The sequence below is a fragment of the Micromonospora sp. KC207 genome, assembly GCF_004348615.1.
Classification (GTDB): Bacteria; Actinomycetota; Actinomycetes; order Mycobacteriales; family Micromonosporaceae; genus Micromonospora.
Genome location: NZ_SMKJ01000024.1, coordinates 26,141 through 38,787, shown reverse-complemented (window position 1 = coordinate 38,787; position 12,647 = coordinate 26,141). Strand labels below are relative to the sequence as shown.

Here is a 12,647-nt window from a genome sequence, read left to right as displayed (position 1 = left end):
GATGGTGATGGCGATCTTGCCGGCGGGTTGGCCGGTTTTGAGGTAGTCGATGGCAATGGGGGCTTGAGCGAGGGGGTAGGTACGGTCGACGACCGGGGTGATGGCGCCGGAGTCGATGAGGTCGACGAGGGTGTGCAGGTCGGTGGCGGGCACGGTGGACATGAGGCCGGTCAGGCGCTGGGCGACGAAGAGCGAGAGCAGTATCGCCCGGATCTGGCGGTCGGCGCCCTGGAGCACGCGTCCGCCTTCGGGCCCGCCGACGATGACGAGCGTGCCGCAGGGGGCGAGGGCGCGACGTAGCTGGGTTAGGGGGCGATTGCCGGCCGTGTCGAGGATCAGGTCGTACCGGTCGGTGCCGGTGGTGAAGTCCTCGCGGGTGTGGTCGATGACGCGGTCGGCGCCGAGAAAGCGGACCAGGTCGGTCTTCGCGGTGCGGCACACGCCGGTGACGTGGGCGTCGTAGGCCTTGGCGAGCTGGACGGCGAAGGTGCCCACGCCCCCGCCGGCACCGGTGACGAGGACCGTCTGCCCGGCGGTGAGCTTGCCGGCGTCGCGCAGTCCCTGGAGGGCGGCGCAGGCGGCGATGGGCACGGTGGCGGCCTGGGCAAAGGTGAGGGTGGCCGGTTTGAGGGCGAGTTTGTCCTGGTGGGCGCGGGCGTACTCGGCGTATGCGCCGTCGCAGGTGCCGTAGACCTCGTCGCCGGGACGGAACCGGGTGACGTTGGCGCCGACGGCTGCGATGCGGCCGGCGACGTCCATGCCCGGGACGGGGTGCTTGGGCCGGCGCAGCCCGAAACCGGCGGCGCGCATCAGGTAGGGCAGGCCGGTGATGACGTGCCACACACCCTGGTCGACGCCGGCGGCCTCGACGCGGACGAGCACGTCGTCGGCGCCGATGGCGGGGATGGGCATGTCTCGCAGCTGGAGCTGCGCCGGTGCGCAGTAGGTGTCGCGGGCGATCGCGATCATCGTTGTCTTCGTCATGGTCGTCTCGATCCTGGTCGGGGTGCTCGTGCAGGTGGTTTGTCGGGACGGTGACTTCGGGTGTGACGGCCCAGGCCCGCGAGGCGATCTCGTCGCGCGCCGGGGGCGGTTCTGTGGGCGGTTACTCCTCGGAGTTCGGGTATTCGAAGACGTCATCGAGCGGCACGTTGAACACCCGGGCTATCTGGAAGGCCATTTCCAGCGACGGCGAGTAGCGGCCCTGCTCGATGGCAATGATGGTCTGCCGGGTTACCCCGACGCGGTCGGCCAGCTCCGCCTGCGTCATCTCGCCGTTGGCGAACCGCAGGGCTCGGATCGAGTTCGTGACCTTCGTGGGTTTGACCATGGTTAGATGCCCCGGCGGTACGAGACGATCTTCTTGATCGACGAGGCGACCGAGGCCAGGACGAACGCCAGGTACAGCGAGTTGGCGATCCAGAAGTGGGCGGCCTCCGCCATGGCCAGGGCGAGCGGGACGATCGTGGCGATGCTCATGACGTAGAACCCGACGTGCTCGCCCAGCCGATGGATCTGTCGGTCGCGCTCGTCGGTCCTGCCGGCCTCCCTCGGCGAGGCGATGGCGGCTGCGATGCTGGCGACGATGCCCAGGCCGATCCCGGCACCGATGGCGATGAGCATCGGCCGTACGTAGGCGATCCGTGCGACGTCGGCGTCCGGCACCTTCGACAGGACGGTGGCGAAGTAGACCGCAGCGACGCCGACGCCGACCACGGCGTAGATCCAGGAACGTTTCTCTTCGGAGGACATGACCCGCTCCCATGTAAAACAAATTTGACACGCTCAAGGTAAAGCAGCACTGACACGATGTCAATAATTCTTGACTGCCGCGCCGTTGGGTCCTGGCTATGCGACCGTGGCCTGCCGGCGTGAACGTCGATGTTTCAACTTTCTGCCATCGGCATGAGGGGGCTTGGGCGTGGCTTCGCCTGATCGTGGATCTCGCCATCTGTGGGTGGGGTCGCGGAGCTTCTGCGAAGACCGCCTCGCCGCTGGCCACCGCCACATCCGCACATCGCCATGAGCGGGCACTCGGTCTTGACTCCCGCCGGGAGGTCGAATCGCTGCCAGGACCGGTCGGGCGTCGGTGTCTCTCGATCAATCGTCGGTCCGCCGTCCGAGCGAGCATTGTCGCCGGAGCCAGCGTGACTTGACGACGCAGTTCCCGGACCTCACTGAGCCCAGCCGTCTGGCCCGGAGGGTGCGGCTGGAGTGGCTCGACGGTCGGGCGAGCGTAAGTGGCCGGTGTCGATCAGCACGGTGCAGCTTGGATGCCACGGGTACCGGGTCGTGCGGCCGGCGAGGGTGCGCCGGGCTCAGGCCCGACCTTCGCAGAGACTTCCGAGCTCACTGCAGGGTGGAAACCCGGCCCGGGACATCGCGTCCGCCTGGGCGGGCCTGGTCAGGTAATCCACGAACGATGTCACCAACGAGGGCTCTGTCGTCTGTTGGCGGCGGTAGTAGATGTACTCCACGGACCAGAACGGGTACCCGTTGCGGGGATCGTCGGCCTCCGCACCTTTTCCGTCGATCGTTGCCAGCACCAGCTGATCTCGGGCCTGCCGGGCTTCCGGTGTGCTCGCGTACCCGATGGCTCCCCGTACCTGGGACACCGCATCGAGGACGTCCTCGGTAGTGCTCACCTCGCAGAGGGTGATCTTGCCGGGGATGCTGCCGGGCTTGTCGCAGCTCGGGGTAGTCAATTCTCCCTGGCCTCGATTGTTCAAGACATAGCGCTCGAAGGCCACCCGGCTTCCGGACTGGCTACGCCGGCCCACAATCGTGATCGGGATCCGGGCCAGCGTCGGATCGATGTCGCTCCAGTTCTTCGGGGTGCCGTCGAAGATGCTGCGGATCTGGGTGGTGCTCAGGCCGAGTGTGTTGACGCTCGAGCCGAGGCCGCTCGGATTGACGACGATGCTGAACTGCACGACAGCCAGCGGCATACTGACGAACTGCTCGGGGGGCAGGTTCTCCACCGCGCCGTCGGAGAACGCGATCCGCGGCGGGCCCTCCTGGGCCTTGCGCAGCTCCTCCACCCCCTGCTGGCTGCTGCCGAAGTCCGGCTCGAAAATGGAGCCGGCGCAGAGCGCCTCGTACGAGCCGATCGCCTGCGCGGCGGCGTTGGCGAAGGCACTGGACCCGACCGCTCGTACGGTGCCTTCGACGCAGTCGAGGTTCTCCGGCTCCTGATCGGTCAGACCGATGGCGACCGCGGCCAACGCGCCGACGCAGAGCGAGGCCACCACCGCTGTCCCGGCCCGCCAGTACCGAATCCGGTTCTTCTGCTCGGTGTCCTTGGCGTTGATGATGTCGCCGCCCTTGAGCACCCCTCCGGCTCGTACGGTGTGGTCGTCGCTGTGTCCGGTGAGCAGGATCAGCAGCTTGAACCGGCTGCCCGCGTTCAGGTGCTCGCTGGGCAGCACCACACCGTGATCGTTGGCCCTGAGGTGCGGGGCGAACACCTCCTCGAGATCCGCTGGCGATCCCTCGGTCACGTCGACGGTGTTGACTGTCCGCTGGCCGAACTCGAACCGCAAAGGTACCTGGAAGTCGCCACTGGCGATGTCGTTCGTTCCCGAGTTCGAGATCCGTATGACCACCATGGACGGATCGGCGACTGGTTCCCCGTGTCGGTCGAGCAGGCGGGTGATCTCGCCAGCGTCCGGGGGATCGAAGCCCAGGCGGGAATTGAAGGTGACATGGTAGGTCAGGCGCTTGCGTACCGCCCGACGAGCCCGTATCTCCCGCCAGACCTGCCAGGAGACGGTCAACAGCAGAATGATCAACACGCCGAGGACGGAGCTGTCGCCCTCGCCGTCCCCGCCGAACAGGGACCAGATCGCCCACTCCTTGATGGAACCGATCAACGTTGCTCCTACTCCGCCTGGGCGCCCGCTCTGCCTGCCAGGGACGCCCACCTCGGTCGCGTCCGCGCAACAAATTCGCCGCGTCGACCTTTGGTCACCGTGTGCGACAACCCGCAACCTGCGGACATCCTGTTAATCGCCGATGAACGCGGATGCCGGCTGAGGTGGCGGAAAGGTTAAATGCGTCGGTCGGTTGGCGGTGGAGTCGTAGTGCTTGTTGACGATCCGTTCGTCGGCCACACGGACTGTCTCCAGTTCGGCCTCGCCGGTGCTCCAGATCGTGATCGCGGCAAAGCCACGACGTGGACTCGAACTCGCTGATGACGATCGGCTTGCCGTGATTCGGCTCGATCGGTCGGGTGTGCCACGCCATGCCCAGCCGCGCCCACGTCTGGGCCCGGGCCAGCACGGCGTCTGACAGTGCCTCCAGCGGAAAGGTCACGCCCGTCACCATCACACGCTCTGCGCGGGAGGGCTGGCGCCGATCCTGGATGTGCTCAGTTCATCCATCCTGCAGGCTCTCCTGCAGTTCAGCGGGCACCCGCATCCGCCACGCGTCGGTGATCAGCTCGGCCAGTCGCTCGACTGACACCTCGGTGAGGCGCAACATCACTAGGGGAAGACCGTCGTACCCGGCCGCCGTGAAGAACAGGTCGGGCTCGCCGAGGAGTAGCGCCTGCTTCTCTCCCTCATCACCGACGTAGAGAACCGCGACATCGGTGCGGATCACCCGCGGCTTCCCCGGAAGGCGTTCAGGATAAGACCAGACGAATCCCTTGTCTCCCACGCGGAAGTCGAAGCCGGCGCTGTCAATCTCCACCACGTGGGGCAGCGCAAGCGCCAGACGGCGTACATCGTCGGCATCAGCCATCCGCAGAGGCTACAACGGCGCTCGGCCCTCCTGCCCTCGACCCGGCCAGCGCTGCGCCCCGGCCGTCCAGCTGTGTCGTTGACTCGGTGCTGGATGCCGGCGTCCGTGATCCGCCTGGCGATGCGACACCGTGGCAGACCCATCAGGCCGATGGTGTGGACATGACTGACTTCGGACGTTCAGCATGATGCGAAAAACCTCGGTGTGTGCCGGGCGTCACATCAGGTGGTGACCGTTCGGGAGCCGCTCACCCAGCTGGTCTCGACCGCATCCGTTGACGAAGTCTGTGATCAGCGCCGCGGTGTGCTCGGGTTGGTCGATCATTGATCGAGGTGCGGCTGTTCGACACGATTTCGACGCGGGCGTCGGGAAGTGACCGGCCCAGACGTTCCGCGTGCTGCACGAACACTGCCGGATCTGCGCCGACGCATGCCGCGCGTGCGAGCAACCTGCCGGGACCTGCTGGCCACCATCAGCCGAGAAGCGGTGGGCGGTGCTGGCGCCCGACAGACGCCGGCACCGCCTCGCGTCGGTTACCGCCTAGCTTCCTGCTTGGCCATCTGCGGCGGCTCGCCCTTGCCGACCCTGCGCAGCGCCTCGCGTAGCTGCTCCTCGGTCATCTTGGAATTGCCCTCGATACCCGCATCGTGGGCCTGCTGACGAAGATCGTGCAGTTTCTCACGGTCACCCATGTCGACCCTCCCTGCGTGCGACGTTCCAGCCCGTCGGCTGTCTTCTGCCGCCTTCCCGGCGTAGGGAGGCGCAAACGGCCGTCAGTCGGCGACCGATCCCCGGCTGGCTGCGCCGCCTCGCTTGGAAACCGTCGAGGCCCGCCCTGCCGGATCCGGCCCCGCCGACACCGTCAACCTCGCCGCCGTTGCGGCCGTGCGTGAGGTCGGCATCGACCTCACGACCAGACCCCCGCACCCCTCGAGTACGCCACCGTCGGACCCTCCGATGCCATCGTCACCATCGGCTGCGGCGACGCCTGCACCGATTGCCGAGGATCTAGCCGGCGAGGCGGTGCGGCAGGCCCCAGCAGCGACCCCGTCGAGATGCCCAGGCCTTGCAATGCGCGGGGTGACCGCCTCAGCTCGATGCGATCAGCGGGGCGTAGTCCGCACGGACGAGCGGCTGATCGGGCAGTGAGCCGTCGGCGCGCGGCACGCTGAGCGACTTGCCTTCGCGGAGGAACGCCACGGTGGTGACGTCGCCGGTAGGGACCGACTCCGTTTCTTCGGAGCCGGTCCCTACCGGACCATCGCCGTGACCGCGGTAGCGCGGTTCGTCACGCCAAGGTGAACCGCCACTGCTGGTTGGTGCCGCCGTGGCAAGTCCATTGCACCAGCCGGGCGCCGTCAGCGGTGGAGCCGCCGTTGACGTCGAGACAGAGCCCGCTCTGCACGTTGCGCACCGTGTAGATCCCGGAGGTTGCGGTTGCGGTCGCGGTGAACTTCTGCTGGTTGCTGTTGTTGCAGGTGGCCTGCTGGAGGAAGGCCCCCGTCGCGGTGGAGCCGCCGATCACCTCGGCGCACTTGCCGCTGTGCACCGCCTTCAGGTAGACCGCGCCGCTACCGGCGTCGACGGCCTGCCACTTCTGGTTGTTGCCACCGGTGGCTGCCCACTGGGTGAGCTGGGCACCGTCGGCGGTGGAGACACCGCTGACGTCCATCAGCTTCCCGCTGTGCTGCGCGGTGAGCGTCCAGGTTCGTCCCGCCACGCCGCTACCGGTGCTGGGCACGCCGACGCCGGCGCCGCCGAAGGTGTGCGAGTCGAGATCGAACCAGTTGCCCGAACTGCCCTTGAACACCAGGTAGAGCGGGTGTGTCCCGGACAGCGCGGACACGCTCACCGGCGGGGTGGACTGGTAGTTGTTCCAGCCGCCGGTGCTGGGCACGGGAGTGGTGGCCAGCAGGGTGCCGGTCGGTGAGTCGGCCCGCAGTTCGATCGAACCGCCACCGGACGGCGACGACAGCCGGTAGCTGACCGTCGAGATGCCCGAAAGGCTCATCGGGTTGAATGCGATCCAGTCGTTGTTGGAGATGTCCCCGACCCGCTTGGTGCTCTCCGCGCCGGCCTCGTCGATGACCCGGATGCCGGACTGGCTGCTGAAGTATTCGGCCTGCTTGTGCTTGGGCTGGAGGATCGCCTGCGCGGTGCCGGTGAGCGGGGACGCGCCCCCCGGGCCGCCGCTGTCGGTGTAGCGCGCGTTCAGCACGTAGAACAGGTTCGCGCCGTCGGGGTGCCCGCCGAGCAGGTCGGTGGATATGGTGCCCGAACAGCCCGGATACTCGGTGGTCTCGTGCGCGTGGTCGTCGTGGCCCAGCGCCGGGTTGAGGAGCACTCTCGTGCAGTCGACCGTGCCGCCGTCCGGGTCGGTGACGCTGATCTGGTACGACACCTTGTCACCGAAGGTGAGCATGCCGCCGTTGGCCGGCGTGGTGATGGTGACCACCGGCGCGGTGTTGCCGACGGTGATCTGGACGTTGGCGAAGCCCGTCTTACCGGTGTTGTCGGTGACCTTGAGCTGCGCGGTGTAGTTGCCGTTGGTGGTGTAGACGTGCGATGGGTTGGCCGCCGTCGACGTGGTGCCGTCGCCGAACGTCCACTGGTAGCTGAGCGTGTTGCCCGGGTCCGGGTCGGCCGTGCCGGCGCTGCTGAACTGGACGTTCAGCGGGGCGAGGCCGCTGGTGGGCGTGCCGACGGCCTTGACGATCGGCGACCGGCCACCCTGGATGTAGTCGATCCGGTAGAGCCCGGAGTCGCTGTTGCCGCCACCGAAGTTGGTGCCCCACTCCAGCAGGTAGAGCGAGCCGTCCTTGCCGAACTCCATGTCCATCGGCTTGTTGAACCTGCCCCCTGGCAGGAACGGGTTGGTGCGGGTCACCGCGGTGGCGGAGTCGAAGTGCACCTCCTTGATGTAGTTGCGCGACCACTCGTAGAAGAAGTGCACACCGTCGTAGTAGGGCGGGAACTTCGTCGCCGACGGGTTCGCCGCGTCGTACCGGTAGACCGGCCCGCCCATCGGCGCGGAGCCGCCGGAGCCGAGTTCCGGGAAGGTCGGCGAGGTGCCGTAGCCGTACCAGATGTTGGGCGCGACGATCGGACGCAGGCTGGTCAGGCCGGTGTTGTTGGGCGAGTTGTTGACCGGTGCGTTGCAGTTGAACTTGGCGCCGACGACGCCCGTGTCCGGGTTGAACGGCGCGTAGGGTTGGTTGTCGCCGTGGCAGAACGGCCACCCGTAGTTGCCGGGTGTCTTGATCACGTTCAGCTCGACCAGGCCCTCGGGGCCGCGGTTGGTGGTGGGCGGGTTGCGGTCCGGCCCGTAGTCGGCCAGGTAGACCCAGCCGTTGGCCGGGTCGATCGAGAATCGGAACGGGTTGCGGAAGCCCATCGCGTAGATTTCCGGCCGGGTCTGCGCCGTGCCCTGGGGGTAGAGGTTGCCCGTCGGGATGGTGTAGCCGCCGCCGGCCGAGGGCCGGATGCGCAGCAGCTTGCCGCGCAGGTCGTTGGTGTTGCCGGCGGTCCGGGCGGCGTCGAGGTTGGCCTTGCCCGGCCGCCAGTCCAGCGGGGCGTAGCCCTGCCAGTTGGGGTCGAGGTTCGGCGGCGTGTCGTCTCCGGTGCCGATGTAGAGGTTCCCGTCCGGGCCGAATTCGATGTAGCCACCGGTGTGGCCGGGCTCGGGGAAGGTGCGGTCACGGTAGGCCGGGATGTCGATGATCCGGGCCTCGCTGGAGAGGTTGAGCGTGTCGCCGGTGAGGGTGTAGCGGGAGACGCGGTTGACGTCGGTCGTGCTGCTCGCCGGCGAGTGGTACAGGTACACATATCCGTTGCTGGCGAAGTTCGGGTCCAACGCCATGCCGGTGAGGCCGTCTTCGCCTCCGGTGTAGACACTCAGCGTGGCGGCGGTGACGGTGCTGTTCGTGGTGGGCTTGAAGATCTTGACCTGTCCGCCGCGCTGGACGTAGATGACCCGGCCGTCCGGCAGCGCCGCCAGGGCCATCGGGTCGACCGTGTTGTCGTCCAGGGTGCGCTTCTCGAAGTTGCCCCAGACGGTGCCGCCGCAGTCGCCGGGGGCGTTGCCGGCGGCCCACTTCACGCCACCGAGGACGTGGTTGCGGAAGTTCGTCTCGCTGTAGGACTCGATCGCGTGGCCCATCGCGGTGGCCCACACCCGTCCGCCGCCGACGTTGCGGCACCAGGAGATCGGATGGTCCGGGCCCATCGCCCGGGACCCCGGGTTGTACGTGCGCTCGTCGGCGGTCACCAGAACGTGCACGTTGCCGCGCGGGTTGGTGTCGAAGTTGTACCACTCCTCGCTGCGGTTCCAGCGGTCCGGCAGGCCAGCCGTCGACGGGTGTTGCTTGTCGGCGACGATGGCGGTGCCGGGCAGCACGCCGGGGGAGTGCTCGGGCATGTGGGCGCCGCCGTTGAGGGTCTGGTCCCACCAGGGGTACTCGGCCTCGATGCCCATGTCGGTGGCGTTGTGGATGCCGACGATGCCCTTGCCGCTGGCGAGGTAGCCCTCCACGGCCTGGCGTTGGGCGGCCGAGGTCCAGACCATGCCCGAGGTCTGGAACATGATGATCACGTCGAAGGTCGCGAGGTTGGCCGGCGTGAAGACGTTCGCGTCCTCGGTGTGCACCACCTCGAAGTTGTTCGCTGTCGCCTGCTGCTGGAACATGCTGACCCCGGCGGGGATCGAGTCGTGCCGGTAGCCCACGGTCTTGGTGAACAGCAGGGCGCGGAAGGTCGGGGCCGCCGAGGCGGGTGGTGCGAGGCCGAGCGACAGTAACAGTGCGGCGATCATGGCAATCCATGTGGTGCGACGCATGCCGTCTCCTAGGTTTCGGCGGGCAACGGAATTACGACCACGGACCCCACGTCGCGCCAGGCGGTGCCTGGACGCGTGAGGGCACGAGTGTGCTGCTCGGGTCGTCGTGCCGTCCGCCGCAACGGCCGTCGGCCCCCACAGAAATGTCACAGAAAGTAGTGCTGGTGCTGTTCTCGTCCCCGTGGGCCGCGAGGCCAGGATGAGTCAGTCATCGGCAAGTGTCAATGGATTGAAGGATGTTCGACGCCCTGCCGGGATCGCGGTGGCCGCGCCGAACCCCTCGGTGTGGCGCCAGTGCCGAGCGAGTGGCGGACCTGGCAGCCGCCTCAGGTTGAGGATTGTGAACCCGCATCCAAACATCTATCTTCATACGTGTGATGTTTCGTCGATGTCAAGGGAAAGTTCCCGGCGTGGAAACGTAAACGCCCTTGGCTACCAGCGAAAGTTCGCTCTCCAGCACCGCTCGGACGAGCCGAACGCCATGCCCGGATCACGTCGATGACTACTGTCTGTGAGGGTTTCCGGAATGCCAGACCCACCGCCGGCGCCGCTGCTCACCCTTCGGGGCATCGGCAAGTCGTTCCTCGGGGTACGCGTCCTCGACGGTGTCGACCTCGATGTCGCGCCGGGCGAGGTCCACGCCGTCGTCGGTGAGAACGGAGCCGGGAAGTCCACCCTCATGAAGATCGTCTCGGGCGCGTACGTCCCGGACGAGGGCACCGTCGAGCTCGCCGGTGAGCCGCGCGTCTTCCGTGGACCAGGCGACGCGCAGCGGGCCGGGATCGGCATCATCCACCAGGAGTTCAACCTGCTGCCGGAGCGCACCGTCGCGGAGAACGTCTACCTGGGACACGAGCCGGTCCGCCGCGGAATGGTCGACCGTCGGGCGATGCTCGACCGCACCGGCCGACTGCTCGCCTCGATCGGGGAGACCGCCCTGCCGGCCGACGCTCGGGTGGGGCGGCTCGGCGTCGCGCAGCAGCAGGTCGTCGAGATCGCCAAGGCACTCGCCCTGGACGCACGGCTGCTCATCATGGACGAACCCACCGCTGCACTGGCCGACCACGAGGTCGAGCTGCTCTACGGGCTGGTGCGCCGACTACAGGAACGGGGCATCGGTCTGTTGTACGTCTCGCACCGGCTCACCGAGGTATTCGACCTGTCCGGTCGGATCACGGTCCTCAAGGACGGCCGCCGGGTCACCACCGTGGACACCGCCGACACCACGGCCGACGAGCTGGTGCGGCACATGGTCGGTAGGGAGCTGTCAAGCTACTACCCGGATCGGGCCGGCCCCGGCGACGTCGGCCCGGTGCGGCTCACCGTCCGCGACGCGGGAAACCAGAAGCTGCGCGGCATCGACCTTCAGTTGCGGGCCGGCGAGGTGCTCGGCGTCGGTGGCCTTCAGGGCTCCGGGCGGTCCGCGCTGGCCCGTGCGCTCTTCGGCGTGTCCCCGTTCACGACCGGCGACGTGACGCTCGACGGCAGACCGGTCCGGCTGCGCTCACCCCGTACCGCGATGCGGGCCGGCATCGCCTACGTCACCGAGGACCGCAAGGGCGAGGGAATCGTGCCCCGGCAGTCGGTGCTCGACAACGCGCTGCTCGCCAGCCGGGCCATCTTCGCGGCCCGGTCCGGTCGCGCCGCCCGCACCGAACGGGTGCGTGAACTGCTCGCCGCCGTCGAGGTCCGCGCCGCCGGCGACGACCAGGAGATCCGCTTCCTGTCGGGCGGCAACCAGCAGAAGGTCGTCCTGGCCCGATGGCTCGCGCTCGACCCGCGGGTCCTGCTCTTCGACGAGCCGACCCGAGGCATCGACGTGGGCGCGAAGTCGGCCATCCACGATCTCGTCCGCCGCCTTGCCCGCGACGGCGCGGCCGTGTTGATGATCTCGTCCGACCTGCCCGAGCTGTTGGGGATGAGCGACCGGATCGTCGTCATGCGCGACGGCCGCCTCGCCGGCGAACTGCCCGCCGGCGCGACCGAGGAGGACGTCGTCGCCCTGGCCGTCGGCAACGTACCGGAGACAGCCCGGTGAGCGTGAGGAGTGAGTCGGGTTTGCGAGCCCCGCAGTCGCGAACGGAGACGACCCAGTGATTGCCCGGTCGCTCCTGCCGGCCCGACGCCCCGTACCGGGCGTGTTCGTGGCCCTGACCCTCACCCTCGCGATCGGCTGGCTGGTCGTCCAGATCGACGGCGGTCAGCTGTTCAACCAGTCCACCACAGTGAGCCTGCTGCACGTCGCCGCCGGCCTCGGGTTCGTCGCCGTCGGCCAGACCCTGGTCATCCTCGGTGGCTCGCTCGACCTCTCCGTGGCGTACGTGATCAGCCTCAGCACCCTCGTCGCGGCCGAGACGATGAACGGCAACGACGGCGCGCTGGTGCCCGCGATCGGCCTGGCGCTCGCGGTCAGCGCCGGCATCGGGCTGCTCAACGGGCTGCTCGTCACCAAGCTCCGGGTCAACGCGTTCATCGCGACCCTCGGCGTCGGGCTGCTGCTCAAGGGGTACCTCGACAGCGGTTACGACGGCCCGGCCGGCACCACCTCACCCACCCTCGTGCAGACCCTCGGCTACCAACGCGTCGGTCCGGTACCACTGTCGTTCCTTTTGCTGGTCGCCGTGACCGGGATGGCCTGGTTCGCGCTCTCCCGGACCCGCTTCGGCCACCACCTGGTCGCCGTCGGCGGGGACGCGGAGGTCGCCCGGCTCTCCGGCGTCCGTAACGACCGGGTCCTCGTCACCGCCCACGTGCTGTGCTCGCTGTGTGCCGGGCTCGCCGGGATCTACCTCGCCAGCCGGCTCGGCTCGGGCGCACCCCGGGTGGGCACCGAGGGTCTCTACGACCTGGAGTCGATCGCCGCCGTGGTGATCGGCGGAACTGCCCTCGCCGGTGGGCGCGGCGGCGTCGTCGGCACCGTCGGCGGAGTGCTGCTGCTCGCCAGCATCGACGCGGTCTTTAACCAGCTCGAGGTCGACGCCTTCTTCAAGCAGGTGGTCAGGGGCGCCATCATCATCGCCGCGGTTGCTGTCTATGCCCGCCGGGCCCTGCGAAAGGCGGCGTCCTAGCC

Annotated in this window: 9 protein-coding genes; 2 read left to right on the top strand and 7 right to left on the bottom strand. The window is 68.2% G+C overall.

Going from position 1 to position 12,647, the window contains the following annotated elements:
- The 7 genes from E1258_RS05325 to E1258_RS05290 all read right to left on the bottom strand — a co-directional run.
- A partial coding sequence (locus tag E1258_RS05325; protein ID WP_132397345.1) for an NAD(P)-dependent alcohol dehydrogenase occupies positions 1-984 on the bottom strand: 984 nt, incomplete at its 3' end.
- Positions 985-1,105: 121 nt separating this feature from the next.
- The gene (locus E1258_RS05320; RefSeq protein WP_132397343.1) at positions 1,106-1,330 is read right to left on the bottom strand and encodes a helix-turn-helix transcriptional regulator; all 225 of its coding nucleotides are present in this window, start codon (positions 1,328-1,330) and stop codon (positions 1,106-1,108) included.
- A gap of 2 nt (positions 1,331-1,332) precedes the next feature.
- Complete coding sequence (locus tag E1258_RS05315) at positions 1,333-1,752, bottom strand: hypothetical protein (RefSeq protein ID WP_132397341.1); 420 nt, start codon at positions 1,750-1,752, stop codon at positions 1,333-1,335.
- A 566-nt stretch (positions 1,753-2,318) separates the two neighbouring features.
- On the bottom strand, positions 2,319-3,872 hold the full coding sequence (locus E1258_RS05310; protein WP_132397339.1) for a PstS family phosphate ABC transporter substrate-binding protein: 1,554 nt from the start codon (positions 3,870-3,872) through the stop codon (positions 2,319-2,321).
- A gap of 502 nt (positions 3,873-4,374) precedes the next feature.
- Positions 4,375-4,743 (bottom strand): MmcQ/YjbR family DNA-binding protein, encoded by a 369-nt coding sequence (locus tag E1258_RS05305; RefSeq protein WP_132397337.1) that lies wholly within the window; start codon positions 4,741-4,743, stop codon positions 4,375-4,377.
- Positions 4,744-5,276: 533 nt separating this feature from the next.
- A complete protein-coding gene (locus E1258_RS33085) occupies positions 5,277-5,435 on the bottom strand; it encodes a hypothetical protein (RefSeq protein WP_165949645.1) in 159 nt (52 codons plus the stop codon).
- Positions 5,436-6,031: 596 nt separating this feature from the next.
- Positions 6,032-9,577: a ThuA domain-containing protein gene (locus tag E1258_RS05290; RefSeq protein ID WP_132397335.1), complete on the bottom strand. Its 3,546-nt coding sequence runs from the start codon at positions 9,575-9,577 to the stop codon at positions 6,032-6,034.
- A 526-nt stretch (positions 9,578-10,103) separates the two neighbouring features.
- Here E1258_RS05290 and E1258_RS05285 point away from each other — a divergent pair.
- Positions 10,104-11,615: a sugar ABC transporter ATP-binding protein gene (locus E1258_RS05285; protein ID WP_132397333.1), complete on the top strand. Its 1,512-nt coding sequence runs from the start codon at positions 10,104-10,106 to the stop codon at positions 11,613-11,615.
- A 100-nt stretch (positions 11,616-11,715) separates the two neighbouring features.
- Positions 11,716-12,645, top strand: a complete 930-nt coding sequence (locus E1258_RS05280; protein WP_243715204.1) for an ABC transporter permease — start codon at positions 11,716-11,718, stop codon at positions 12,643-12,645.
- Positions 12,646-12,647: the final 2 nt, after the last annotated feature.